The sequence below is a fragment of the Hymenobacter busanensis genome (assembly GCF_008727865.1).
Classification (GTDB): Bacteria; Bacteroidota; Bacteroidia; order Cytophagales; family Hymenobacteraceae; genus Solirubrum; species Solirubrum busanense.
In genome coordinates this window covers 733,383-757,947 of record NZ_VTWU01000001.1, presented here as the reverse complement: position 1 = coordinate 757,947, position 24,565 = coordinate 733,383, and the positions used below count along the sequence as shown (strand labels likewise).

The 24,565-nt window shown below is 63.0% G+C and carries 22 protein-coding genes; 11 read left to right on the top strand and 11 right to left on the bottom strand.

Annotated elements, in window-relative coordinates:
- Positions 1-86: 86 nt before the first annotated feature.
- Positions 87-1,190 (bottom strand): vWA domain-containing protein, encoded by a 1,104-nt coding sequence (locus tag F0P96_RS03120; RefSeq protein ID WP_151077268.1) that lies wholly within the window; start codon positions 1,188-1,190, stop codon positions 87-89.
- Positions 1,191-1,326: 136 nt separating this feature from the next.
- Here F0P96_RS03120 and F0P96_RS03115 point away from each other — a divergent pair, with 136 nt between their 5' ends.
- From F0P96_RS03115 to F0P96_RS03105, 3 genes are all read left to right on the top strand, one after another.
- Positions 1,327-1,608, top strand: a complete 282-nt coding sequence (locus tag F0P96_RS03115) for a DUF427 domain-containing protein (RefSeq protein WP_151077267.1) — start codon at positions 1,327-1,329, stop codon at positions 1,606-1,608.
- 101 nt (positions 1,609-1,709) lie between these two features.
- Positions 1,710-2,375 carry a PliI family lysozyme inhibitor of I-type lysozyme gene (locus F0P96_RS03110; protein WP_160619994.1) on the top strand — a complete coding sequence of 222 codons (666 nt, stop codon included), beginning with the start codon at positions 1,710-1,712 and terminating at the stop codon, positions 2,373-2,375.
- Positions 2,376-2,531: 156 nt separating this feature from the next.
- Positions 2,532-3,158 (top strand): hypothetical protein, encoded by a 627-nt coding sequence (locus F0P96_RS03105; protein ID WP_151077265.1) that lies wholly within the window; start codon positions 2,532-2,534, stop codon positions 3,156-3,158.
- A 107-nt stretch (positions 3,159-3,265) separates the two neighbouring features.
- Here F0P96_RS03105 and F0P96_RS03100 read toward each other — a convergent pair whose 3' ends face one another.
- On the bottom strand, positions 3,266-4,243 hold the full coding sequence (locus F0P96_RS03100; RefSeq protein ID WP_151077264.1) for an acyl-ACP desaturase: 978 nt from the start codon (positions 4,241-4,243) through the stop codon (positions 3,266-3,268).
- 137 nt (positions 4,244-4,380) lie between these two features.
- A complete protein-coding gene (locus F0P96_RS20850; protein WP_160619996.1) occupies positions 4,381-5,979 on the bottom strand; it encodes a hypothetical protein in 1,599 nt (532 codons plus the stop codon).
- Positions 5,980-6,057: 78 nt separating this feature from the next.
- Between F0P96_RS20850 and F0P96_RS03095 the strand changes: the two genes are divergently transcribed.
- Positions 6,058-7,710 (top strand): glycosyltransferase family 39 protein, encoded by a 1,653-nt coding sequence (locus F0P96_RS03095; RefSeq protein ID WP_160619998.1) that lies wholly within the window; start codon positions 6,058-6,060, stop codon positions 7,708-7,710.
- Positions 7,711-7,789: 79 nt separating this feature from the next.
- Here the strand turns inward: F0P96_RS03095 and F0P96_RS03090 are convergent, their stop codons facing one another.
- From F0P96_RS03090 to F0P96_RS03080, 3 genes are read right to left on the bottom strand one after another with little or no spacing between them, the layout of a single operon-like run.
- Positions 7,790-8,725, bottom strand: coding sequence for a glycosyltransferase family 2 protein (locus F0P96_RS03090; RefSeq protein ID WP_151077262.1), 936 nt, complete (start codon positions 8,723-8,725; stop codon positions 7,790-7,792).
- Between the two features lie 15 nt (positions 8,726-8,740).
- Positions 8,741-10,048, bottom strand: coding sequence for an MATE family efflux transporter (locus F0P96_RS03085; protein WP_151077261.1), 1,308 nt, complete (start codon positions 10,046-10,048; stop codon positions 8,741-8,743).
- Positions 10,049-10,106: 58 nt separating this feature from the next.
- A complete protein-coding gene (locus F0P96_RS03080; protein ID WP_160620000.1) occupies positions 10,107-11,132 on the bottom strand; it encodes a GNAT family N-acetyltransferase in 1,026 nt (341 codons plus the stop codon).
- Positions 11,133-11,402: 270 nt separating this feature from the next.
- Between F0P96_RS03080 and corA the strand changes: the two genes are divergently transcribed.
- On the top strand, positions 11,403-12,635 hold the full coding sequence (gene corA / locus F0P96_RS03075) for a magnesium/cobalt transporter CorA (protein ID WP_151077259.1): 1,233 nt from the start codon (positions 11,403-11,405) through the stop codon (positions 12,633-12,635).
- Positions 12,636-12,668: 33 nt separating this feature from the next.
- Here corA and F0P96_RS03070 read toward each other — a convergent pair whose 3' ends face one another.
- The gene (locus F0P96_RS03070; protein ID WP_151077258.1) at positions 12,669-15,431 is read right to left on the bottom strand and encodes a hypothetical protein; all 2,763 of its coding nucleotides are present in this window, start codon (positions 15,429-15,431) and stop codon (positions 12,669-12,671) included.
- 62 nt (positions 15,432-15,493) lie between these two features.
- On the bottom strand, positions 15,494-16,138 hold the full coding sequence (locus F0P96_RS03065) for a hypothetical protein (RefSeq protein WP_151077257.1): 645 nt from the start codon (positions 16,136-16,138) through the stop codon (positions 15,494-15,496).
- Positions 16,139-16,217: 79 nt separating this feature from the next.
- On the opposite strand from F0P96_RS03065, the gene F0P96_RS03060 reads away from it, so the two are divergent.
- The 3 genes from F0P96_RS03060 to F0P96_RS03050 all read left to right on the top strand — a co-directional run bounded on the left by F0P96_RS03060 (position 16,218) and on the right by F0P96_RS03050 (position 19,109).
- Positions 16,218-16,796, top strand: a complete 579-nt coding sequence (locus F0P96_RS03060; protein WP_151077256.1) for a hypothetical protein — start codon at positions 16,218-16,220, stop codon at positions 16,794-16,796.
- A gap of 133 nt (positions 16,797-16,929) precedes the next feature.
- Positions 16,930-17,478: a hypothetical protein gene (locus F0P96_RS03055; RefSeq protein ID WP_151077255.1), complete on the top strand. Its 549-nt coding sequence runs from the start codon at positions 16,930-16,932 to the stop codon at positions 17,476-17,478.
- A 152-nt stretch (positions 17,479-17,630) separates the two neighbouring features.
- Positions 17,631-19,109, top strand: coding sequence for an APC family permease (locus F0P96_RS03050; RefSeq protein ID WP_151077254.1), 1,479 nt, complete (start codon positions 17,631-17,633; stop codon positions 19,107-19,109).
- Between the two features lie 89 nt (positions 19,110-19,198).
- Here F0P96_RS03050 and F0P96_RS03045 read toward each other — a convergent pair whose 3' ends face one another.
- The 3 genes from F0P96_RS03045 to F0P96_RS03035 form a co-directional block, all read right to left on the bottom strand.
- Positions 19,199-19,891, bottom strand: a complete 693-nt coding sequence (locus F0P96_RS03045; RefSeq protein WP_151077253.1) for a carboxypeptidase-like regulatory domain-containing protein — start codon at positions 19,889-19,891, stop codon at positions 19,199-19,201.
- A 211-nt stretch (positions 19,892-20,102) separates the two neighbouring features.
- Positions 20,103-20,507 (bottom strand): hypothetical protein, encoded by a 405-nt coding sequence (locus F0P96_RS03040; RefSeq protein WP_151077252.1) that lies wholly within the window; start codon positions 20,505-20,507, stop codon positions 20,103-20,105.
- Between the two features lie 61 nt (positions 20,508-20,568).
- Positions 20,569-21,330 (bottom strand): DUF547 domain-containing protein, encoded by a 762-nt coding sequence (locus F0P96_RS03035; protein ID WP_151077251.1) that lies wholly within the window; start codon positions 21,328-21,330, stop codon positions 20,569-20,571.
- A 167-nt stretch (positions 21,331-21,497) separates the two neighbouring features.
- Here F0P96_RS03035 and F0P96_RS03030 point away from each other — a divergent pair, with 167 nt between their 5' ends.
- From F0P96_RS03030 to F0P96_RS03020, 3 genes are read left to right on the top strand one after another with little or no spacing between them, the layout of a single operon-like run.
- Positions 21,498-22,841: an NAD(P)/FAD-dependent oxidoreductase gene (locus tag F0P96_RS03030; RefSeq protein WP_151077250.1), complete on the top strand. Its 1,344-nt coding sequence runs from the start codon at positions 21,498-21,500 to the stop codon at positions 22,839-22,841.
- Positions 22,842-22,866: 25 nt separating this feature from the next.
- Positions 22,867-23,097 carry a hypothetical protein gene (locus F0P96_RS03025; protein ID WP_151077249.1) on the top strand — a complete coding sequence of 77 codons (231 nt, stop codon included), beginning with the start codon at positions 22,867-22,869 and terminating at the stop codon, positions 23,095-23,097.
- Between the two features lie 44 nt (positions 23,098-23,141).
- The gene (locus F0P96_RS03020; protein ID WP_151077248.1) at positions 23,142-24,500 is read left to right on the top strand and encodes a 4Fe-4S binding protein; all 1,359 of its coding nucleotides are present in this window, start codon (positions 23,142-23,144) and stop codon (positions 24,498-24,500) included.
- Positions 24,501-24,565: the final 65 nt, after the last annotated feature.

Genomic DNA, 24,565 nt, shown 5'->3' with positions numbered 1-24,565 from the left:
CTCAACCTTGAGTCCGCCGTTTTTTATATAAAAAGAAAGCCCGCAGCAACGCGGGCTTTCTTGGTGTCGGCGTTGCTGAAGCAAGGCTAGAGCGTCTTGCGGCGGTTGCGCTTGTAGTCTTCGAAAATCATGTTGCCCAAGCCTTTCAGGCTACTGTAGTAGGCTTTGCCCTGGTTGATTTCGGTGAACTCGCGCACGAACTGCTGCAGATAGGGGTCGGAGGCAATCATAAAGGTGGTGATGGGAATCTTGAGCCGGCGGGCGGCAGCGGCCAGGTTCAGGGTCTTATTCACCACTTTGCGGTCGAGGCCGAACGAGTTCTTGTAGTAGCCGTTGGGCTCTTTCAAACACGTGGGCTTGCCGTCGGTAATCATGAAAATCTGCTTGTTGGCCGTTTTGCGCTTGCGCAGCAGGTCCATGGCCAGCTCCAACCCCGCCACGGTGTTGGTGTGGTAGGGGCCTACTTGCAAGTAGGGCAAGTCTTTCACCTCGATCTGCCAGGCGTCGTTGCCGAACACGATGATGTCGAGGAAGTCCTTGGGGTACTTCTGCTTCACTAGCTCAGCCAGGGCCATGGCCACCTTTTTGGCGGGGGTAATGCGGTCCTCGCCGTAGAGAATCATCGAGTGCGAAATGTCAATCATCAGCACCGTGCTCGTCTGAGTTTTGTGCTCGGTGTCGCGCACTTCCAGGTCGCCTTCGGTGAGCAGGTACTGCCCTTCGAGGCCGTGGTTGAGTTGCGCGTTGCGCAGGCTCTCGGTCATTTCGATCTGCTCGATGGTGTCGCCGAACTGGTAGTCGCGCAGGTCGGTGGTCAGCTCGTCGCCCTGGCCGGCGTGCGGGGTGCGGTGGTTGCCCTGGGTGCCGCGCTTGAGCTTGCCGAAGATTTCCTCCAGCGAGGAGCGCCGAATCTGCCGCTCGGTTTTGGCCGTAATCTTCAGCTCGCCGAGTTGCTGCTCGTTTTCGTCGATGTAGCCTTTCTTCTTGAGGTCTTCGATGAAGTCGCCCATGCCGTACTCGTCGTCGGTGAGGCCGTACTGCTTGTCGAGCTCATTAAGCCACGACAGGGCCTCGGCCACGTCGCCGGACGTGATGGTGACCAGTTGCATGAATAATTTGAACAGCGTGTCGAAGCCTTTTTCGGAAGACTCTTCGGGCACGAAGTCGCGGAAGCGGAAGCCAACAGCCATAATCAGGAGGAATTGAATCGGAAAACAACCGTTGGGGCTGGTTAGTTTGATTTGGGTCATCAGGCCCGCTCCTATTCACGCGTTGGCTGCAGTTGCTCCATCCTTCACCCTACCTTCTTCACACAATCCCCCTTACATGAAAGCCATTTGGAACAACACGGTGCTGGCCGAAAGCAACGACACGGTCGTCGTCGAAAACAACCATTACTTCCCGGCCGATTCCGTCAAGCGAGAGTACTTCGAAGACAGCATTGCGGGCACCACCTGCCCCTGGAAAGGCCGCGCCAGTTACTATTCGGTGCGGGTAAACGGCGAGCTGAACAAAGACGCGGCGTGGTATTATCCTGAGCCTAAGCCCGCCGCCGAAAATATTCGCGGGCGGGTGGCTTTCTGGAAGGGCGTGCAGGTGGTGTCCTGATAAAGTCTTATTTGCGGGAGTGTAACCTCTGGCGAAAAAAGGCGTTTGCATAGGAAATTGTCTATATGCGCACTTCCTTCCTCACCATACCCTTGACCTCCATGAAACCTTCTGCTTCTGCCTGGTGGCTCGGTGCAGCCGCCCTTTTTCTGATGGCAAGCTGCGACTCGGCCCGTAACGCGACCGAAGATACCTCCACGGCTTCGACCACCGTGGAAACCGCGCCGCCCGCCGACGTGGCCTTCACCCGCGACCTAACCCAGGGCGAGTACCGGTTCCAAATCCAATCGACTACCGCCGACAACGGTCAGCAGCTCACCATCAAGACCCGCCGCGGCGACGCGTTGGTGACGGACCCGGTGCGCCTGAACGTGAAAGGCAACGTGACCGACGCCGTGATGGGTGACCTGAACGGCAACGGCAACCCCGAACTGTACGTGTTTACCAGCGGCACGGGCTCGGGCTCCTACGGCGGTGTCGAGGCTTACGAGTTCAAAGACAAGAGCTTTGTTCCGCTGAAAGCCCCCCAAAACCTGAGCAGCGACATGGCCACTGGCTACATGGGCCAGGATAAGTACGAAGTGCGCGGCAACAAGCTGGTGCGCACCTTCCCGGTCTTTGGCGCCGCCGATGCCAACGGCACTGCCTCGCCCACCGGCGAAACGCGTACCATCGAGTACTCGCTCAACTCCGACAACATGCTGATGCCGGGCACGATGCCCGCTACGGGCAGCACGCCTTCTACTACCACGCCGCCCAAGCAGTAATCCTTACTGCAGTTCACCCCAACAAAAAAGCCCGCTCCAGCAGCGGGCTTTTTTGTTGGGCTTCAGGTTAGTCCCGCAAGGTGTTGTAACCTCATTCGGCTGGGGTCGTTCTTATCAATGGCCTTGCCGGCTTGTTCCACCACACGTGCGTTGCGTATGTCATTCTTTGCTCCGTTTGGGCGATTCGCCCCGCTATTGGCTACGACCATCCTGGCTATGGGCTGCGACTCGCAGCGGAACGCCACCGAAGTAGCCGACCCAATTTCCACGGCCAGCGCGGTACCGGCGCGGGCCGTCAGCTTCCAGAAACAGCTTAGCCGAGGCGACTATTCCTTTGCCGTGCAAACCCTGGGCACCGGCAGTCAGCGCCAGCTCACGCTTCGGGCCGAGCGGCTGGGCCGCGAATTGGCCGCTGCCACCGCCGATATCGAGGGCACGGTTTCGGATGCGGTGGTAACCAACCTCAACAACGACGACTACCCCGAGTTGCTGGTATTTGTAACCGACGCCGGCAGCGGCTCCTACGGCCAACTTATGGGCTACGAATTTCTGAGCCGTGGCCGCCGCAACCTGACGTTGCCCGAACTGGACGGCCCGTTGGCGGCCGGCTACCTAGGCCACGATTCGTTCCGCGTCGACGGCCGCACCATTATCCGCAGCTTCCCCATCTACCGGCCCGACGACCCCAACAGCACGCCATCCGGGGGCACGCGCACCATTGAATATGTGATGCCCAAGAAAGAAGGGGCCCTGCTGGTGGCCAATCATAAAGACACACCGTAGCCGCAGGGGCGGGCACTTGGGTTGTTACTTTCCGACGCCGCTACGCGTAAACGCAAAAGCGCCCTGGCTGCAAAGTCAGGGCGCTTTTGCGTTAGGAGCAAGACCGGTTACTCAATCCATTTGAACTTGTATTCGAGCTTGGGCACGGGCATGCGGTCGGCTACACGGCGCAGGCGGTTGGGCAGGGCCATGATGTAGTCGCGGGCTTTTTCGGCGGGGCCGTTGAGGCCCGTAATCTGGTCGATTTTCCAGGTAGTGAGCAGGCCTTCCAGAATATCGGTGTAGTCCTGGCTGGTATACACGCCGAGGCGCTGGGCAGCATCGGTGAAGTGGCCGAACGTTTTGCCGATTTCGACGCCCATTTCCCGCATGTAGTGGGCGGGCATCACAATCTTTTTGCGCATCATGTCTTCGAAGGCCAGCATCATTTCCGACGGGTCTACTTCGAAGATTTTCTCCACAAACGTCTGGTACACACGAGCATGGCGGGCTTCGTCGCCGGCAATCATGCCGCAGAGCTTCGAGAGCGAGGCGTCGCCGGCTTTGCGGGCCAGGGTGCCCACGCGGCGGTGCGAGAGGTTGGTGGCAGCTTCCTGGTAGCTGGTGTACACGAACGCGCGGTACGGGTCGTGGGCGGTGCCCAGGTCGAAGCCGTCGGCAATCAGGTACTGGGTGCTCACCTCAAACTCGCGCATGTTCACGCGGCCGGAGAGGTAGAGGTAGCGGTTGAGCAGGTCGCCGTGGCGGTTCTCTTCGGCCGTCCAGCCCCGAATCCACTGGGCCCAGCCGTTGTTGGGGTCGCGGTTCAGGTCATCGAGCTGGTGAAACCAAGCCTCGTAGTTGGGCAAGGCTTCTTCGGTGATGGTGTCGCCAACGAGCACGGCCAACAGGTCGTAGCTGAGTTCTTTGGCCCGCTCGCGCAATAATTTTACCTCGTCGAAAAACGTGTCCAGCCGCGAATCGGGCAGGAAGTCGGAAGGTTGCCAGCTCTCGTCGACTTTCTTGAGGAACGTGCTCATGTTCTCTCGGAGAAAGGATTCGAGGTGCTGAAGTACTTCCGCGCGGGAAGTCATGGTGGCAATCATGCGCAATGGGAGAAAAAGGAGTGGACGAAGGAAGAAGTGCTGCAGGCGGGGAAAAGCCAAAAGTAGGCATTCCAGCGGTGGAAATTCCAGCCGAAATCCAACTTGCATACTGCATACGAAATCCGGCGAAGAAAAGCCTACCGGTTGAGGTACAAATTACGGAGCTGGCCGGTATCGTGCGAAAGTCCTTGGGCGCGCAGGTAGTGCTGCCACACGGCCGCGGCTTCTCCAGTGCGAGGCAGCCAAAAATAAACACCCGGTTGCCGGGCTAGCCGCCGCAACGCCTCGGCTTGGTCGCGGGTGCCGGTTAAGTAGTACCGCAGCTGGGCCTGCGAGGGGTCCAGGCTCTGCCAGCCGCTGAGCAGCAGCCAATGTCCGACCGCATTCTGGTCGTAGTTGAGGAACGGCGAGAGGGACTTGAACTCGTTTTCAAGCCCCACGGCTACCAGCGTGCGGCTGTGCAGCCGCGCTTGCATGGCGGCCAGCGTTTGGGCACGATTGCGCTGCTCAGCTTGAAGCACTTGCACGCGGTGCACGGTTTTGTAGGCGTATAAGCCTACCGCCAACAGGCCCGGCAGCAGCAGTGCCGCGCCGAACTGGCGCCGGAAGTTGTCGAGGCTGAGGGTGGGAAAAACGGCCACGGCGTTGGCCACGGTAAATAACGTCAGCAACGGCAGGGCTACCCGGGGCGGCAGTTTCAGCCCGATGCCCAGCGCGAGCAACAAGGCCAGTATGCCAGTCAGAAGTAGCCCCCAGTACGGCGGCGGCTGGGCATGGCGTCGCCCAACGACAACGAGCCCGAGGTTGAGCAGCAAGACCAGAAAATAGTCGCGGGCAAGCTGGGTAACCACCATCAACAGCTTCTCGGGCGCAGTATGGGTGGCAAAATACGGCGCGTCCACGGGCAGGGCCCGGGCAAACAGCGCTTCATTGACGATGATTGAATCGGCCAATAACCATTCCTGCACCATGCTCACGCCCAGGCTATCGGCCGCGGTGCGGGGAGCCGGGCGCGTGAGGTGGTAGTCGTTGAAGTTGGATTTGAGGACGTCGAGGCGGCGGTAGCGGGCGGCGTCGGGGGTGCTTATGAAGGCCAAGACAGCGGCTCCCGACACGCACAAACCGAAAGCGACGGCAGCTATACCTAGTCCTCTTCGGCCGACCAGCCACCCCGCAGCCGGTGCTACCGCCACCACGCCCAGCAGGGCTCCGCTGGGGCGAATTGCCCAAGCTGCCGTCAAACACAAAAAGGCCACTACCCACGGCCACTTCGGGCTTCGGGCCCGCTGCGCCGCAAACAGCACAGCGCTGCCCGCCAGCAGCACGGGCACCCGCAGGTAGTTGAACCACAGGACGTGCTCGAGGAATGCGGCGAAGAAAAACAGCACCAGCAGCGCCGTGCGCCAAGGAGTCTGTGGGACAGCGCGCAACAGCAGCCGGTCGAGGAAAGCAAACAGCAACACCAGGGCCAGCGTCAGCAGGGCGTAAAGCAGCAGGCCATACCACGGCACAGCGGGCCACTGGGTATACAACCACGCCAGCAAGGCGGCCCAGCCGTGGAAATAGAGGTGCAGGTTGGTGACCGGGGCCACGGCCGTGCGCCCCCGCAGCAGCAGCGTAATGACGACGTCGTCGTTGGTTTCGTAGTAGCAGCCGGGACCGAAGGCCACGAGCAGCACCAGCAACACGGGCAACCCCACGATGCGCAACCAAGAGCCGATACGGACGTGCTTCATGGCCTACAAGGTAAGGCCATCGGCTCCTCATTCCGGCTCCAGAAGCCCGGTGGCCGATTTCTTTTCAACTTCGCCGCCGTGAATCTGCCTACTCCTTCCCAGCTCCGCCGCTGTGCCGATGTTGCCTTTGCCGGCGTGGTGCTGCTCACGCTGGCCTACTTCGTGTTTACCCACGAAGGCCTTTATGCCCTCGACGATTACTACTACGCCCGCTACGCCCACCAGCTGCTGCACGGCACGTTCCATCTGGGCCCCGACCCTAAGGGCCTGCTGCACGACCCTTTGCACGAGCGGTGGCTGATTTTTGCTCCGGTAGCGCTGTGCTACGCCGTGTTTGGGGTGAACATCATCAGCACAACCCTGTGGCCGCTGTTGGCTACGTTAGGCAGCAGCGCCCTGCTGTGGGCTTACTACCGACGCCGCGAACCGCTGGTGGCGGCTGGCGCCGTGCTCCTGCTGGGCTTGCACTACTTCGTGCTGAACCTGAGCAACTACCTCTACCCCGACAACATCAACATGCTGGCGTGCCTGGCGGCCGCCAGCACGCTGCACGCGGCACGGCGCCAAGCCCGGCATCCGTGGCTGTGGGGAGCGTGCTTAGCCGTCCTGAACCTGGCGGCCCTGCTGTGCAAGGAAACCATCGTGTACTACGCCCCTTTTTATCTGGGTCTGTTTGTGTTCGACTTGGTTCAAAGAAAACACCAGCGTTTCTGGCTGGCGGCAGCGGGCAGCGGCGCGGTGCTTCTGGGCTTCTATCTGCTTTTCTACCAATACCAAACCCACGACGCGCTCTACCGGATTCACCTCATCGAGCACACCAACGAGTTTCTGAAGGAAGGCAACTACCTGCTGGGCAACCGCGCCGCGCTGCTCGCCCGCATTAGCTACCAGCCGCTGCTGTTTCTCATCGGCAGCGGGCTGGGGTTTGTGCTGCTGCTGGCTTTGGGGGGCTTGCGTCCTTCATCGGGCACGCCGGCTGATGAGCGTTTCTTTTGGCTGGGGCTGGGCTTGAGTACCCTGGCCGGCTACTGGCTGGGCAGCACCTCCCTCGCGCAATACAACCCCATAACCCTGCAGCCGCGCATGCTCACCCCGTTGCTGCCGCCGCTGTGCGTGGCTGCCGCCTTTGGCCTGCGCGACGTGCTGCAAACCGGACGCCGCACGGTACTTTATGCAGCGGCTCTGCTGCTGCTGGCCGGCCTCGACCGCAGTAGCGTTGCGGTACTTTACTTCGGCTGGGCTGCCGTGTTGGGTGCTTTGGCGCTGGTCGAGCGTAGGGGTTGGCTGCGGCCACGCACCGTGCGCTACGCGGCGCTGGGCCTACTCGGTATCGGTTTGGTTTTGGCAATTCGCCCCCTGTACTTCATGAGCAAGCCGAGCGTATCGGCGCACTTTGCGCAGGACCGGGTGCTGCGCCGCCACCCGCTGGCGCCGCGTGCTGGGGTGGTATTTGTCGACGATTATCTGATTGGCAACGTCGATTTCTACTACGGTTTCCAGCCGCCGGCCGGGCTTCGGTTTCGGCGCTTCTGGGCCCGCGACTCCGTGCCGCTGACCTCGGGCGAACGGGCCTATGTGCTGCTAAACCGAGCCACGCTCAGCAACCCTGAACTCACCCGCAAGCTGCTCCGCTACTCCGCCGACAGCGCCCTGAGCTGGTACCCTCAACGGCAACTGCTGGATCGGGATGGGCCGGTGGAATTGTATGAGGTTACCCGCAGCATCAGATAACTTTAAGAGACAATCTCATTAGCACTAACCAACAATAACACACTGTATTTCATAGTATAATAAAACAACATCTTCACAACTACTTCAGTAATTTACTAAGTACACTCAGCGCCTTATCCTGCAGGGTAACGCTGCCTGTTTGGGCGAGTAAGTCGTAAAGTTGCCAGGCTTCGGCGCGGTGCCGAAAACGCACAGCCTGCCGCAACTCCCAGCGCAGGCGGGTGGCCAGGGCAGCTCGTTCGTCGGAGGTTTGGCACAGGGCCAAAGCCCGCCGGCACGTGCGGATGGTGGAGGCCACGTACGGGTCGCCGGGCCGGTATGCACGGCTCGACATCGACTGCGCCAGCCGCCGTCTGCGGGTCAGCAGTTCGTCCTGAAAATGGAACTCCCAGTTGCGGCTGGCGCGCACCCAGAAATCGAAGTCTTCGTAAGCCAGCGTTTCGTCGTAGCCGCCCAGCTCCAGCAGCGTTTCGCGCCGCATCATCATGGAGGGCGTGCAAATGAAGTAACGACGCAGCACCTCGGCAAACACCTCCCCCGACGCGGGCACGGGCTTTACAATGCGGCCCGCCGCGTCGCGCTGGTAGTAGTTGCGAAGGTACCGGCCTTGGGCGTCGATGAGGGCACAGTCGTGGTAGGCCATGCCGCAGCGCGGGCCCTGCTGCTGCAGGAAGGCCACTTGCCGGGCCACACGCTCGGGCAGCAGCACATCGTCGGTGGCGAAATCGATGACAAAGGCGCCGCGGCTTTGAAAAAAGGCCTGATTGAACGCGCGGCAGTTGCCCACATTTTCGGGCAGCAGCAGCAAATGCCAATCGGGGTGCTGATCGGCGTATTGCCGGAGCAGGGCTTGGCTGCCGTCGGTGCTCGCGTCGTCGACCAGCCATACTTCCAGGTTAGAGTAGGTTTGGGCTGCTACCGAATCGAGGGCCTCGGCTATAAACGACGCATGGTTGTGGCACAAGGCCACAATGGTGACAAGCGGCAGAGCAGGGAAACTAGAAGCAGCAGGCATGAGGCAGCGGCAATATCAGGAAACCGGGCGCCGCAACGGCCGGAAGTAAAACAAGCAGGCCAGCAGCAACAATCCAAAGCGGAAGGCATGGGCCAATTGCGCGCCCATCAGCCCCTGGCTGGGCAGCAACGCCACCAACAAGCCCGCATACACTGCCGCCGACGCTACTTGCACCAGTACGTACCGCCCTACACGGGCCCGCGCCATCAGTCCGTACAGCAGCGTCCAGCTGAGCAGTTTGGCCCAGTCGCCGGCCAGCTGCGGCCCTAGCAGGGTGCGGGCTGCGGCAAAGCGACCATCGAACAACAGAGGCAGCAACCAGTCGCGCAGCAGCCAGAGCAGCCCCAGGCCCGCGGCCAGCACTACGGCCAGCAGGCCAAACACGCTCCGCACAAACGCCTTTTGGGCGTGGGGTTGGTGCGCCAGCGCCGCCAGGCGCGGATAGTATACCGCACCCATCACGGCCGAAAACACCATCGTGTAGTTGTCGGACAGCTTGGCGGCAGCCTGCCACAAACCGGTTTCGGCCAAGCTGTAGCGGCTGATCAGCAGGTTGCGTACCGCAAAATCGACGGCCTTGCTGCAGAGCAGTACGCTCAGCGCCATCAGCAGAAAGCGCCCCGACGCCAGCAGCACCGGGCGGCTGGGCCGCTGCCAGCGCCCGCGCAACAGCCCCAGCCGCCAGCAAGTAAGAAGGGTCGGCACCAGCATCAGCCCTTGCCCCATCAAATAAGCCAGCAACACCCGCGGAAGCGGCTGCCCGGCCGCAAGAGCCGCCGCAACGGCCAGCGGCCCGGCTACGCTCAGCGCCACCGTCAGGCCGACATAAGCGCGCAGGCGTTGCGCGGCCAGCAGCACTGCGGCCAGATACGCGTGGCCGGTGAGCAGCGCTATGCCGAGCATCAGCCCCATTACCCAAACCGGAGTAGGCTCAAAAACGGCCAACAGCCGGCCCCGAAATAGCAGCAGCGTTGCAAACCCCAGCATCAGCACGGCCGCATTCAGCAGGGCGCCGGCCCACAGCCACGCCCGCCACGCCGCCGAGCCGGGCCGCCGCGGTGCCAGATACTTCACGATGCCCACGTGCACGCCGTCGTTGGGCAGCGTGGTGAGCAAGGCCATCAGGTTCTGGAAGTGCGCCAGCAGGGTAAGCCCGCCCGGCCCGCCGTACACGGCCACCAGCTTGTTGAGCACCACCGAGCCCCCGGCCCGCGCCAGCACCGATACCCCGGAGCCCAACGAGCCGCGCACGAAGCGCCCCAGCCCGGCCGCGGGCGGCAGACTGGTCGTCTGGGCATCTTCTTCGGCGGCAGGCAACGGCATGGGAGTCGGGAAGTGCGCGCAAAATAGGCAGCTGGCGGATGAGCGGCGCAGCACGGCCCTACAACGTTTTCTCCAGCGTAAGTTTCAGGCTGGGCACGCCGCCCAAATGGCGCTTGAAGCGCAGCAGCGACTCGTTCAGCCCGGTGGGCAGGGTGCTGGTGCCCAAATCGAGCAGACGCAGGCCGCTGGCTTGCCCAAAAGCGTGCAGCCCGGCATTCAACAGCACCACCGGGCTAAAAGCGTTGAGGTGCAGCGGACTGGCAGGGTAAAAATTATAGAGCACGCCGTTGCCGACCAGCACGGCCACCGTCATGGCGGCCCATTCGCCGGCCGCATCGCGTACCGAAAACAGGAAGTAATTGTTGGGAAAGCGCTGAAACAGTTCGGTCAGCTGGGCTTCGCTGAGCGACAAGGCCTGGCCTTTCTCTTCCCGGCAGCGACGCATAAACGCGTACGCCAACGGCAGCAGCAGGCGCGGCTCCTGCTCCACGCGCATGCCGTGGCGCTGGCACTTGTGCAGCCGCCGCCGCTCCGAGGGATGCAGCCGCGTTTCGTACGCCTCGGCGAATGGCAAATGGTTGTTGACCTCGGCCAGTACGGTGCGGTAGCCGCTTAGCCGCAGGGCCTCGGCCACGCGCGCTATGGCCGGCGGCGCGTAGGCCAGCGCGGGCAGCCGCAGCATACAGTGCCGGGCGCCCCGGGCGCGCATTTCGCCTTCGGTAGCGGCAATCCAGGCACGAACCACGGCCAAGGGCACGGCCGACGACAGCAAGTCCGGCCCCCCGAAGGGTGCTTGGTCGAGGCTGACGGCCCGGCCATCGGGGGCGAGGCGCAACGGCCACCAGCCCACGATGAGGCCTGAGTCAGCGTCGGTGAGGGTAGCCAGCAGTTCGGTTGCGGACGATGGATTGGCGCCCAGTTGCGCGGGTTGCTGGTACAGGAACAGCTCCGACGCCAAGGCCTTGGTCGATGCTTCGGCAAACCCCTCGCGCACCTCCCACGCATAGCGGCCCGGCCCAGCCGGCAGCAGCCGGGCGGCAGTGGAGTTTTCGCGAAAAACGGGTGAGGACGAGGACGCGGGCACGGAAAGCAAACGGCGCAGAGCCGGCGAAGGTACGGCAAAATAGCAAGGCAACGGACGGCTGGCCCGGCTGGCAGCAGCCGGTTGTGCCCGCACCAGCTCCGGCAAACTGGGCGTGGTCGAGGTCGGTTTTGCGTGAGTTGGTCGCGGTGGAAATGCATCCCGCAGGGACATCCCTAGCCTTTTGCGGCCGAAGTACGTAGCATTGCGCGTTGGCCAGCCACGACGGCGCCGGGGTTAGGCCGGCGTCCTACCCTTCCCGTTCATCAACTCATGCCCCTCCCCGATCCGACCGCACTAGGGCCGGCTACCTCCGAACCTTGGCGGGCTGCACCGCCTACTTCCGACGCGGTGCCCACGCCCGAAGCCACCCCGCCCGAGCCCTCGGCCGTTTCCGACCGCGACGCGACCCGCCAGGCCCGCATGCAGGGCGTGGGCGCCCGGCCCGGCACCCTCGCGCCGCGCGAAGGCTCCCTCAAGCCGCGCCTGTTTCTGTTCAGCTACGACGAAAATGGTTTCGACGAGAACGAGTTCCAGAGCTACGACGAGCTGCTGCACACCTTCCGCAGCCAGCCCGAGCGCCGCCATTGGATTGACGTGCGTGGCTACGACGACGTGGCCCTGATGCAGCGCATTATGGTGGATTTTGAGCTGCACCCGCTGCAAATGGAGGACGTACTGGGCGACTACCAACGGGCCAAAGCCGAGGTATTCGGCAACAACCGCCTGTTTCTGGTGTCGCGCATGACGGAATTTACGGCCGACCTCGAAATCGACGACGACCAACTCTCGCTCTTCACCGGCCCCAACTACGTCCTCTCGTTTCAGGACGACTACGACGACTGCCTCGACGCCGTGCGCCAGCGCATCCGCTCAGGTTTCAGCCAAATTAAGGTGCGGCCGCCGCTCTACCTTGCCTACGCCCTCACCGACGTGGTGCTTGACCACTACTACCCCACCATGGCCGCCATCGGCGACTATATCGAGGAACTGGAAACGCTCATCATTCGGGGGCGCCCTACGAAGCGGCTGCTGGCCCGCATCCTGCAAATCAAGAAAGACATCGTGCGCTTCCGCCGGCTGGTGTACCCCGAGCGCGACAAGATTCTGGAACTGTTGCGCCTGCATGACGAAGTGGTGCCCGAGGAAATGAAGGTCTTTTTCCGCGACTGTTACGACCACGCCATCCAGGCCATGGACCTGTCCGAAAGCTACCGCGAATCGGTATCGAGCCTGGTAGACCTCTACATGTCGGACCAAAGCAACCGCATGAACGAGGTAATGAAAGTGCTGACCATGATCAGCGCCGTGTTCATTCCGCTGAGCTTCATTGCGGGCGTCTACGGCATGAACTTCTCGCGCGAAAACCCGCACGGCGGCGTCAACCACCTGAACATGCCCGAGCTCTACGACCCGTTTGGCTACCCTATTGTGCTGTTCATCATGGCCGCCATTGCCATTGGCATGCTGGTGTACTTCTACCGCAAAGGCTGGCTTACCAGCTGATCGAGGCGCTGCCCAGCCCGTTCGTTGCCGGGCTTACGGCCCGGCCTCCAGCTTGAGGGCCAGCCGCTTCAACTCGTTGCCCACCACGCGGTAGAGTTGGTAGGAATTGGTGCCCGCCTCGTAGGCCAGTTGCAGCGTGGGCGCCTGGCTGTCGAACGGAGCGCCGCCGAGCAGGCGGCCGCGGGCGTCGTAGAGGTAGGCTTTGCCGGGGCCGGTTTCGGTGAGTACGAGTACTTGCCGCCCGGCTCCAAAGTCGAAGAACTGCACGGGTTTTTCGGCCGACGTGACAAACCGCTGGCTGACCAATGTCCGTCCGTTGGGGTCAAACACCGTCAGCACGCCCTGTCCGTCGTCGCGCACCACCACGTAGCGCTGCCCGGCTTGGTCAGGCACCACGCGGAAGGTGCTGGTGCGGCTCCAGGTGGTCACGCGGCGGCGCTGCACAATGTCGCCATCGAGCGTGAAGGTCACCAGCTCACCGTGTTGGCTGGCCACGGTCAGCCGGGTGCGGCGCAGCGTGGGGCCGCTTTCCACAAACGCGGGGCTGTTCAGGCGGGCGCCCACACTGATGGGAAAGCCCGGAAGCGCGGTGCCCGAGCCGTCGAAGGCGTACACGTAGCCGTTTTGCAACAGCGTCACCACCACCTGGCGCCCGCCCACGCTCAGCAGCACCGGAGCCGCCGCCAGCGGAAAGTCGAGGCGTTTGGGCTGCCAGCCGGCCGGGGCGTTGCCGTTGGCATCGAAAAGGAAGAGGTTGGCGTAGCGGTCGGCCACCAGCACCCGCGCCGGCAGGCCATCGGCGGCCGGGGCACTGCTGATTTGTGCGGCCTGCACCGTATCGGGCAGGTTGAAGGGAAAATTGGGTGCCGTGCGGCCCCGCTCATCGAGCAGGAATACGCGGCGGGCCGTAGCCATCAGGTGCTCCGGTCGCCGGCCCGGAATGCGCACCAGCGGCATGGGCGGCGCCAGCAGCATGCCCCCCAGCGAATCAGACCACGCCACCGTGTTGTCGGGCGTGACGAAGTGGAGCACCCCGGCGCGGTCCTGCACCAGCACCCCCGCCGCCCCATTGGCCGCCGGGGCGGCCAGTACCGGGCCCACGGGCGCCAAGCCGGCCCGAAAACTCAGGGCGCTGCCGGCCCCGGCTTGGGTTTGCGGCCGCGCAACGGCCGGCCCTACCGGCGGGTGGCGCAGGACCAGCTGCGTGTAATACTGCCCATCTTGCTGGGGCTGGGCCGCATCGTGCGGCACAAACTGCAGCGCCACTTGCGGAAAGCGCTGAAAAAGGGTTTCGTTGCGCAGCAGCCCGGCCCGGCGGCTTTCCCCCAAGGCCCGCAGCAGCACATTCCAGCTGTTGCGGGTGTCGAGCACGATGCTGAGGCGAGCCAGCGGCGCGGTTTCCTGCAGAAAAGCCACTTGCGTGGGCGACCGGCTCCAGACCGCTCCCGCCGCCACATCCGTCAGCAAAGCCCGGAGGGCGGCCGGGTCGTCGGCCAGAGCCAAGTAGTCACCGATCAGGGCGGTGGAGCCTGGGGTGTTGGTTTCGGCCGAGCTGCGCGCAAACAGCGGCCCCAGCAACCGGTACGCCAAGCCGGGCGCGCCGGCTTGGTGGAGTTGGTAGGCGCCCACTCGCTCGAAGGACGGACTGGCGCTGGTGGCCCGCCGCAAGCGGCCGAGCAGCAGCGCCGTGCGGGCCGGGTTGGGGCTATGCACCAAAGCCACCCGCGCCGCCGGCACCCGCGCCGAGGGCGAAGCAAGGTAGCACAGCGCCGCCTCGGTGCCCAACGAAGCCGCTACGCTGTCGACCAGGCCGCCGGCCAGCGTATCGGCGGGGGCGGCACCACGCAGGGCCGCCGGGCTGGAGCCGAAATGCAGGAGCGCGGCGGTACGTAGGCTCAGCACGTCGGCCATGCGCAGGCGCGCCGCGGGCTGGCCGTGCAACTGCTGGTGCAGCGAGCGGGCCGCGGTTTCGGGGTTGGAGAAGCCGTTGAACAGCACCCGGTTGCCGGTAAGCTTCATTTCCAACAGGCCGTTGCGGCTCAGGCTGCTGAATTGCTGGAACGCGGGCAGCAGCTCGGGCCGGAAAAACACGCCGAGAAACGCGGGCAGCTGCCGGTAATTCACCAGCACAGTAGCGTCTACGTCTTTGAGCTTGAGGTAGTCGGTATCCTTGAAATCGGCGGCAATGGAAGGCTGCCCGGGGTGCTCCTCCCGCCGCACCACAGCTTCTACCAGGCTCGTGCTGGCACTCATGACCAGCGTATTGCGGTAGTTGAAGTAGGTAAGCCCGGCGCCGGTGCCGCGCTGCTCCACGCGCATCAGCAGTTGGCCGTGGTACTCGCGCTCCGTCACCCGAAAGCGGGGGTCTTTGGCCAGCGCCTCGGTGATGGTGCGCACTTGGCGGTGCTGCCGCACGCTGCTTACCGGCACCAGAAACAGCAAGTCAAACTGCTCGGGGCTGGTGACGTGCACCGAGGTCAGCACCGTTTTGGTGCCCAGAAAGTTGAGCAGGGAGTTGCGCTTGTTGGGGCCGGCCAGGCTATCGGCTAGAGTCACGCTTTCTTCCACCTGCTGGAAGTAGCGCACCGTGGCCAGGTTTTCCCACAGCTGGGTTTCCTTCAGGTGGCGCACCAGTGTAGGATGGTCGCGGGTGGCGGCCACCAGCACCGCGTCATCGGGCACCAGCGCCCACAGGTCGACGGGCGTACGGGCCACCGTGCGGCGGTAGTACACCCACGACACGACGGCCGAGACGAGCAGCAAACCCGCAAGAAAAACCAGTAGGCGTTGCGACATGCAGCGGCAGGCTCGGAGAAAAAAGGTGGCGCGAAGGCGGCAAAGGTAGCCAGCTATTCGGGCTACGGCCGCGCAAGGTTCCCGGTTGGCTGCGCCCGCACCACCACCCGCACGGTGTTGCTGGTCAGAAACACGCGCGGCACGCGCTGCAGGCGCACGGCCGCGCTGTCGTGGAGCGCTGTGCGTGGTGCAGTGGGCAGCCCCCACTTCGCCGGGTCCGGCTCGTTGGTGGAGTACAGAAAGTGAATGTCATACACCCCCGGCGGCAGCGTGGGATACACCAATGGAGCCGCCATTGGGAAGCGCGTCATACGCTCCAGCGGGTTGAAGCTTTGCCCCGGCCCCAGCAGTACGAAGTCGGCCGGCGCAATGCCGCTGAATTCGGCCCCGGCCAGAGCCGGTTGGGGTTTGGGGCCGTCGAGAGCTATTACCGATACATAAAACGTAGCCCGCGGGCTGCGCCGGGCCTCGGAGCCGGGCAAGGCACTGATTAGCGTCAGGGTCGAATCGGCGCGGTTGTGAATGCGCACCCGCAGCACCACGGGCTCGTACGCCAGGTAATCGGGGGTAATGGCCTCCAGGGTGCAGTGCAGGCTGCGCGCCGGCAGCCGGGGTCGCACCGGCGCGGCTATGGCGCGGCGCTGCCCGTGTACCCAGCCAATCGACAGGCTCCAAATCAGCAGCAGAAAACCCAGGTGGCGCTTCAAGCGGTTGCAAAAGATAAGACGCCGGCAGTGGCTACGGCGCCGTCTTGTATCTTCGGAAAGATAAGCGAATTCCTGCCCGATGCTCCGCCGCCTTTTCTTCCGCTGTATGCTGCTGGGTGCCTTGCCGGGCACGCTCACGGGCTGCTTCGATTTGCGCGAACCGGAACCGGCCGGGGCGCCCGGCGAGTGGGTGCAGCCCACCAGCGTCGATGTGCTCATCACCAACTTTGTAACGGCGGTGCAGCGCATGAACCCCGCCAATTACGAACGGTGCTTTGCCCCGCAATACCGCTTCTACCCCGATCCGGCCGCGGCCGGCTCGACCAGCGCCGCACTGTTTGCCAACTGGGGCGTGCGTGAAGAGCTGGATTACTTCAACAGCCTGAAGCGCCACTCGCCGGGCGCCGGCCAAAACCAGCTGCTGCTCACCGCCCGCCGCGACCAGCTGTTCACCACCGACTCGGCCGAGGTGTCGGCGCAGTACCAGCTCACGCTGGCCCAGCAGGACACCGCGTTTCGCTACAAGGTGCTCGAAGGCAACATTCGACTGCTACTGCGCCGGCGCAACAACGAGTGGCAGGTAGCCGCCTGGCGAGACCTGGCCACCTCGGGCAAGCCGGTGTGGACGGAGGCGAAAAAATATTTCATCCGAAACTAACTGCCCGCAAAACAGCAGGCCCACGGGGCGCGTTGTGAAACCGCGGCGGATGAATAGCTGCAATATTGTCGCCGGCTAATGTTGCGCAAGCTCATGCCGTTGCGTACTTTTCCTTCTCACTAACTGCTGTTTCGTGCGTCAGAAGCCCCGCTTGTATGCTGCTCATCTGCTTTCCCGGCTGGTTCCGGTAGTAGGCACGACGCTGCTGATGGCCTCCTGTAACCCCTTTGCCCCGGCCATCGACGACGAAATTACCGACGCCAACCAGCTGCTGGGCAACCCGGCCACGGTGCGCGGTTTCTTCGACCGTTTTCGGGCGGCCTACCAGTTGCGCGACTCAACGCTCTATGGCCAGCTGCTCACGCCGCGCTTCCAGTTTACTTACCGCGACTTTGCCGCCAACGCCGACCGCAGCTGGAACCGCGACGTGGATGCCACCACCACCTACAAACTCTTTCGCGCGGCCCGCACGGCCAACCTGCAGTGGACGCAGTACCTGCCCACTTCCGACACGGCCTACTCCGATACCCTGGCCTACGTGGAGCGCGGCTTCTCGCTCAGCATCGAGCAGCGCGACAACACCCGCTACGACGGCACCGGCACGGCACGCCTGGTGCTGGTGCGCAAAAACCGCAACGACCCCTGGCGCATGAAAAGCTGGTACGACCGGAGTGAATTCTGACCGCATCAACCGGCCGTTTTCAGATTCCAGCAATTCGACAGCCGATTCACTATTGCCCCTCGCAAAAAGCTCATCCATTCGATGAGCTTTTTTTATTGATTCAGTTCCTGGGCAAACATCTATCTTCCGGGCTAAAATCCTACCCTGCCCGCATGAGCGACCCACAACCTCAAGGCCATTTTCAACGCGCCATTACTCTTTTCGACGCCATTATGATTGTGACCGGCAGCATGATTGGCTCCGGTATCTTCATCGTCTCGGCCGACATTTCCCGGCAGGTAGGCTCCAGCGGCTGGCTGCTGGTGGTGTGGCTGCTCACCGGCGTCATCACGCTGGCCGGGGCCGTGAGCTATGGCGAGCTGGCGTCGATGTTTCCCAAAGTGGGCGGGCAGTACGTGTATCTGCGGGAAGCTTTCGGCAAGCTCACTGCGTTCCTGTATGGCTGGACGCTCTTTCTGGTCATCCAGACCGGCGTAATTGCCGCCGTGGCCGTGGCTTTTGCCAAGTTTACCGGCGTGCTCGTGCCTTGGTTCAGCGTCAAAAACGTGCTGTTTCAGCTCGGGCCGTTTGCTTTCAGCAGCGTGCAGCTGCTGGCCATTATTCTCATCGTGGCCATTACGGCGCTCAACGCCCGTGGCGTGCGCACTGGCAAACTTATTCAGAACGTATTGGGCTCTACCAAGCTCATTGCTCTGGCACTGCTCATCATCGGCGGATTGGTGTTGGGCCTGAACGCCGAAGCCGTGCAAGCCAACTTTACCGATATGTGGACGGCCGTGCGCTACCCGGCTCCGGGCGCCTCCGCCGCACCCCTGCCCCTGAGCATTTCGGGCCTTGTGGTTGCCATCGGCATGGCCATGACCGGCTCCCTGTTTTCCTCCGACTCCTGGAACAACATCGGCTTTGCGGGCGAGGAAATCGTGAATCCGGAGCGGACGCTGGTGCGCAGCATGGCCACCGGCACGGCCATCGTGACGGCGCTCTACATTCTGGTGAACGTGGTGTACCTGCTAGCCCTGCCGCTGGTAGGTTCGCCCGAGGCCACCACCATTGCCGGCCGCGGCATCCAGTACGCCACCGACGACCGGGTGGCAACGGCCGTGGCCGAACACGTGCTGGGCCCAGTTGGGGCCGTGGTTATGGCCGTGCTGATCATGCTTAGCACGTTCGGTGCCAACAACGGCATCATCCTCAGCGGGGCACGCGCCTACTTCGCCATGGCCAAAGACGGCCTGTTTTTCCCCGGTCTAGCCCGCCTGAACGCGGCCGGGGTGCCGGCGCGGGCCTTGTGGCTGCAGTGCCTGTGGGCCAGCTTGCTCTGCCTGAGTGGTTCCTACGGGCAACTGCTTAACTACGTAATGTTCTCGGTAATCCTGTTTTACGTCGTCACCATCGTGGGCATTTTCGTGCTACGCCGCACCCGACCCACGGCATCGCGCCCCTACCGGGCTTGGGGCTACCCGCTGGTGCCGGGCATCTACGTGCTGCTGGCTTCCATCTTCTGCATCATTCTCCTCATCGCGCCCGATACGGCCGAGTATTCGCGTTACGGCCTGCTGCTGGTGGCGCTGGGTGTGCCGGTGTTCTGGGTGTTTCGCAACCGTTTCGCCAACCGCACGCCTGCGGGATAGTCGGAGTCGAATCTGTTGTCAATAGCAAAGCAAACGGCCGCCCTTACCAACGTAAGGGCGGCCGTTTACTTTGCTATTGGTTTCGAAGCTTAGCGCTTCCGGCGGCGGCCGGTTTCGCTGGGAATCAGCGTAACGTTGGAAGGTTGGCCGCTGCGGGCACGTACTTCCTGGTCTTCGTAGCCGCCGTAGCCGTACACGAGGCTGTTTTCGCCGGCAGGTACTTCTACTGAGTAGTTACCGTTTTGGTCGGTGCTGGCAAACTTGCGAGTGCCTTTCACAAATATTGTGGCGCCGGCCAGGGGCTTGCCGTTTTCGTCGAGCACGCGCCCGGACATGGTTACGTTGCGCGGGGCCTCCTCCACGGCTGGTGCCGGGGCGGCAGCCACAGGCTCGGGCGCAGGAGCAGCAGCAACTTCGGGGGTGCTCGGCTGGGCATTGTCGACCGGGGCGGGGCGGGTAGTGCGCGGCGCGGGGCGCACGGCAACCGGCTGCGCCACGGGCGTAGCCGCCGACGCTGTGGCCTGCGCAGGCGTTTCCGTCGCGGTCGGCTCTTCTTCTGCCTCGCGGGTGCCCACCACGTTGGCTTCCATCAACTCAAACGTGGGCATTTGGCCGTTGGCAATGCGCTGGCGGTTTTCGGCGGGAGCAAACGCAAACGCCAAGCCTCCAAGCAGCAGGACTGCGCCGGCAATAATAGCCAGTTTGCGGTTGCCCGAATCAAGCGACTCTTCTTCGTCGTGCAGTTGTTCGTCGGTGTTAGTGGGTTCGTAATCAGCACTCATAAGCGCGGGGTGGTAAATGGGCAAAGGTGGGGAAAGACGCGGACTAGAGAAGCCAAATGAACCCGTTTGGGGTTGATTACAGCTTGGCCCGCTCTGTCTGGTCCCTAAATATATCGGTTTAGTGCTACAGCCTCCAACGAGTCCAGAAATAAATTCACAAAAAAGCCCCGGCTCAGGGCAGAACCGGGGCTTTTTTGTGAATTACAGGCAGTTAATCACGCGGCGTTTTCGGCTCGCCGCTTGGGGCCGCCTCGCCAAACTTTTGTTCGCGGGTACGTAGGTCCATGTCTTTTTCGTAGCTGCCTTCGTTCTCGAAACCAGCGCCTTGCCCGGCTGTGCTTTGCGAGTTGCCGCCCTGCGGGGTGGTTTCGTCACCGGTGATGCGCAGGTTGCGCAGGTCGTCTTTCTGCCCGGCGCGCTGGCTGTAGCCGTGCGCCCCCGCGCTGCGGTAGGCCGTGGGGTCTTTGTCGACGTCGGTATTGTTGTTGACGATTTGCTGGAAGTCGCGCTCCTGTTCCTGTTGCTCGTCGCGCTTCGGGCCTTTTTGGTCGCGCTTGATGCGTTCGTTCTCGTCGTTGGTGGTACCTTCGGTATTCAGGTTGAGGGGAGTGGCCATGGTGGTACAGATTAGTAGTCGGAGTACCTACGCAAGCCTTCGATGGTGCGTTGTGAAGGCGCTATTCGTTCAGGCTCCAGTCGTAAGGGTAATAATCGACTTTGTAGCTGGCCGGGATGGGCTGCGCCAGAAACCGGTTGATGTAGCCCACCGCCGTTTTGCCAGCGGCCTTGAAGTCGCCGGCATACCACTTGAAGATTTCGGAGAGCAGCACTTTGCCGGCCGCGTCGTCGCGGCGGATGAACTGCGGGTCGCGCAACACCTGCCGGGCCCGCTCGGTCAGTTGGTCTTCGAGGCGCTCGGCCCGGTAGGCCTCGGGCGTCAGCTTGGGGCAGCCTTTGGCGGCGCACACCAGGGCAAAATGCACGCGCGGGTCGTTGTAGGCGCGCATAAGCTTATTGGCTTCCAGACCGTTGAGGGTCATGTTTTCGCCTGCTACTTTATGCCGCTGGGTATCGAAAAAACCGGGCAGTTTCATGACCGACGTCGTGGGGTAGCGCTCCACCACCGCCGCAATAACGAGCAGGTTGTAGGCATTCAGGTAGAAAGCCTTGCGTTCGGCGGCCGGGGCTTTTTTGGCCTCGAAGGTTTCGATGCGCTTCAGCAGGGCTTTGAGTTCGGCCGGGTTGCGCTGAATGGCCGCGTAGCCTACGGTTCCGTCGGCCGCCACGTATTTTTTCAGGAACGCGCTGGTCTGATCGGCAAAACCGGGTGCCGCCCCGCTGGCTTTGGCAGTGGCGCGATGCGTAAGAGCCGACGAGGCGGCCAGCAGGGCAATAAAAATCAGCCGGCAAAAGGAGCGGGCAAATCCAAAATGGGTCATGCAGGAGTAGGTAGAGCCGCCAAACGTACTGGATCTGGAGCCGAGTTGAGCAACTACTCAAAAAATGTGCAAAGTTTCGGAACCCGGAAAGTCGCGCCCGCGCCATCCCTCCTACGCGTCCCGGCCCGACTCAGTATTCAGTCGGCCGTATTTCTCATAGCAATTTCATGCACCTGGTCATCATTGGCAACGGCATAACCGGACTTACCTGCGCGCAAACCGTGCGACACCTGCGCCCGGAGGCCCGCATTACGCTGGTATCCGATGAAAGCGCCCACCACTACGCCCGCACGGCACTTATGTACGTGTACATGGGGCATTTGCGGCTGCAGGACATCAAGCCGTACGAGGACTGGTACTGGCCGGAAAACTGCCTGGAACTGGTGCAGGCCACTGCGTCGTCGCTCGACACGGCCCGCCGCGAAGTGCACCTTGGTACGGGCGCCGTGCTGACCTACGACAAGTTGTTGCTGGCCACGGGCTCCGTCGGCCGCGTGGTCGATTGGCCCGGCCAGGAATTGCGCGGCGTGCAGGGCCTCTACGGCCTGCCCGACTTAGCTAGTATGGAGCGCGACACCCGCCACATTCGGCAGGCAGTGGTGGTGGGCGGCGGGCTCATTGGCATCGAGCTGGCCGAAATGCTGCGCAGCCGGGGCATTGCCGTCACGCTGCTCGTGCGCGACGCCCATTACTGGGGCTCGGTGCTTCCGCCCGAAGAAGCCCGCTTGGTTAACCGGCAGTTGGAGCTGCATCAGGTGGACGTGCGCTACGCTACCGAGCTACGCGAAATTTTGGGCGATGCCGAGGGCCGGGTGCGGGGCGTGGTGACGGGAACCGGCGAAGAAATAGCGTGTGAGTGGGTGGGCTTGGCTACGGGCGTGAGGCCCAACGCCACGTTGGCCGCCGCCGCGGGCATCGAAACCGACCGGGGAATATTGGTAGACGAGCTGCTGCAAACCTCGGCGCCCGAGGTATACGCCGCCGGCGACTGCGCCCAGCACCGCCAGCCCGGCGTCGGCGAAGTGCCCATAGAGCAGCTGTGGTACACGGGCCGCATGCAGGGCGAAACCGTGGCGCATACTCTCAGCGGCCAGCCCACTGCCTACCGCCGCGGCGTGTGGTTCAACTCAGCCAAGTTCTTCGACCTTGAATACCAGACCTACGGCCGGGTGCCCGCCGCACCCGAGCCGGGTCTGGAAAGCTTTTACTGGGAAAGTTTCGTCGGAGCCCAGGCTGTGCGCATTGCCTTCGATGCGGCGCCTCCCTACGCGGTGCGGGGCTTTAACAGCATGGGCGTACGCCTCCGCCACGACACTTGCGCCGCTTGGCTGAGCGCCCAAACGCCGGTGCGGGAAGTGGTAGAGCAGTTGGGGGCCGCCAATTTCGACCCGGAGTTTTTCCCGCAGTATGAGGAGCAGTTTGTCGCGGCTTTTCGGGAGCGGTTTCCAGACGTGGGAGTAGGGCCGTTGCGGCGGCGCAAGGGCTTGCTCAGCCGTCTGCTTGCCCGCTGACGTGGGCATTGCCGTACTTGCTGTCATGGACAAACTCGATCTGCGCAAACTTTACGTGCCGGCGGCCCTCAATTCGTGGCAAACCATTGCCGTAACCGGACTGATTATGAGCGCAGCCGCGCACGTGATTCTGGTTCTGCTGGGCCATAGCCGCCCGGCCGGCTTCAACTGGCTCTACGTGTGCTGGACGGCGCTGTACGTGGTTGGCTCGCTGACCAACCTCTTCGGCAAGCCCGACGAAGACCACCATCATTAACCCTGCTGGCGCGGTGTGCGCCGGCTGTTTTTTCTGCTCCCGTCATGGCTTCTGCCGCCCCTGCTTCCAGCCTTTCGCTCACCCAAACCCCGCCCGATACCGATTGGCCGGAGCGGTTGTGGCTCACGTTTGTGGCCCTGGGCCTGTTAGCGCTGGCAGCGGCGGGCCTTACCACGGCGCCTGAGGCCGGCTACACCGTGTTTTGGGTAGGCCTGGCGCTGCTGAGCTTGGGCACCGTTGGCTGGAGCCGCTACAAATACGGCCAGCGGCCCGCCGGCGTGCACCAAAATTACCTGTGGTGGCGCGGCAGTACCAGCCGCGGCGCAGTGGCATGGCTGACCGGTGTGCTGCTCACTGGCTTCTACGTGGTGCTGTACTGGTGGCCCGAGTACCTCACGCACCTTATTCGCCCGCTGGAAGGGCTGAGCCAAACCCTGCGCCGCAAGCCCGCCGACCAGTGGTTTCTCTACGGCACCTTCTACTCGCTGGCCGTGCTGCTGATGGGCGCACGGGCGGGCTACAAATACCGCCATTCGCCCTACCACCTGGTGCGCACGGCGTCGGTGGTGTTCTTCCAGCTAGGGTTTGCGTGGCTGCTGCCGGGGCTGCTGCTGGCCCTGCAAAAACCGGAATTCTATTTCAGCTACTTCTGGCCGCTGAAGTACGACTACCTGTTCCCGGGCACCGTCGAGTATCTGGTGCGTGATGGGCAGGCCCTGGGCGTGTTCATGGTGTTTTGGGGCGCGGTACTGTCGTTGGTGGCCACGCCCGTTCTCACTTATTTCTTCGGCAAACGCTGGTATTGCTCGTGGGTGTGCGGCTGCGGTGGCCTGGCCGAAACCGCCGGCGACCCGTACCGTCACCTCTCCGACAAAAGCCGCGCCGCTTGGCGCTTGGAAGTACGCCTCATCTACCCCATTCTGGGGCTGATTGTGCTGGTTACTGTGCTGCTCTGGCTGGCGGCTTCGGGCCGGGTACCGGCCTTGCAGCCCGCCGCCGAGGGCTTGGGCCGCTTCTACGGCTTTGCCATCGGCTCGGTGTTTTCGGGTGTCATTGGGGTGGGCTTCTACCCTATTCTGGGCAACCGGGTATGGTGCCGCTTTGGCTGCCCCATGGCGGCCTACCTGGGCTTGCTGCAAAAACATTTTTCGCGCTTCCGCATCAGCACCAACGGCGGGCAGTGCATTTCGTGCGGCAACTGCTCCAACGTGTGCGAAATGGGCATCGACGTGAAGCAGTATGCCCAGCGCGGGGAACCAATAATCCGGGCCTCCTGCGTGGGCTGCGGTATGTGCAGCACCGCCTGCCCGCGTGGCGTGCTCAACCTGGAAAACGGCCCGCGCGAAGGCCGTTATCAGGCGTCGCCGCTCATTCATGCCGACAGCCTGCGGATACTAGGGTAGCGGACGTCTCGGTTGCTTGTCGGGCACGAAATCCACCTTACCTAAGGGTTGTATTGGCAGGTGGC

Coding starts and splice junctions, on each gene's coding strand:
- F0P96_RS03050 (WP_151077254.1), top strand. CDS start 17,631: ATGAGCGACCCACAACCTCAAGGCCATTTTCAACGCGCCATTACTCTT.
- F0P96_RS03030 (WP_151077250.1), top strand. CDS start 21,498: ATGCACCTGGTCATCATTGGCAACGGCATAACCGGACTTACCTGCGCG.
- F0P96_RS03060 (WP_151077256.1), top strand. CDS start 16,218: ATGCTCCGCCGCCTTTTCTTCCGCTGTATGCTGCTGGGTGCCTTGCCG.
- F0P96_RS03105 (WP_151077265.1), top strand. CDS start 2,532: ATGTCATTCTTTGCTCCGTTTGGGCGATTCGCCCCGCTATTGGCTACG.
- F0P96_RS03045 (WP_151077253.1), bottom strand. CDS start 19,891: ATGAGTGCTGATTACGAACCCACTAACACCGACGAACAACTGCACGAC.
- F0P96_RS03085 (WP_151077261.1), bottom strand. CDS start 10,048: ATGCCGTTGCCTGCCGCCGAAGAAGATGCCCAGACGACCAGTCTGCCG.
- F0P96_RS03115 (WP_151077267.1), top strand. CDS start 1,327: ATGAAAGCCATTTGGAACAACACGGTGCTGGCCGAAAGCAACGACACG.
- F0P96_RS03025 (WP_151077249.1), top strand. CDS start 22,867: ATGGACAAACTCGATCTGCGCAAACTTTACGTGCCGGCGGCCCTCAAT.
- F0P96_RS03120 (WP_151077268.1), bottom strand. CDS start 1,190: ATGGCTGTTGGCTTCCGCTTCCGCGACTTCGTGCCCGAAGAGTCTTCC.
- corA (WP_151077259.1), top strand. CDS start 11,403: ATGCCCCTCCCCGATCCGACCGCACTAGGGCCGGCTACCTCCGAACCT.
- F0P96_RS03090 (WP_151077262.1), bottom strand. CDS start 8,725: ATGCCTGCTGCTTCTAGTTTCCCTGCTCTGCCGCTTGTCACCATTGTG.
- F0P96_RS03040 (WP_151077252.1), bottom strand. CDS start 20,507: ATGGCCACTCCCCTCAACCTGAATACCGAAGGTACCACCAACGACGAG.
- F0P96_RS03110 (WP_160619994.1), top strand. CDS start 1,710: ATGAAACCTTCTGCTTCTGCCTGGTGGCTCGGTGCAGCCGCCCTTTTT.
- F0P96_RS03020 (WP_151077248.1), top strand. CDS start 23,142: ATGGCTTCTGCCGCCCCTGCTTCCAGCCTTTCGCTCACCCAAACCCCG.
- F0P96_RS03070 (WP_151077258.1), bottom strand. CDS start 15,431: ATGTCGCAACGCCTACTGGTTTTTCTTGCGGGTTTGCTGCTCGTCTCG.
- F0P96_RS03100 (WP_151077264.1), bottom strand. CDS start 4,243: ATGATTGCCACCATGACTTCCCGCGCGGAAGTACTTCAGCACCTCGAA.
- F0P96_RS20850 (WP_160619996.1), bottom strand. CDS start 5,979: ATGAAGCACGTCCGTATCGGCTCTTGGTTGCGCATCGTGGGGTTGCCC.
- F0P96_RS03035 (WP_151077251.1), bottom strand. CDS start 21,330: ATGACCCATTTTGGATTTGCCCGCTCCTTTTGCCGGCTGATTTTTATT.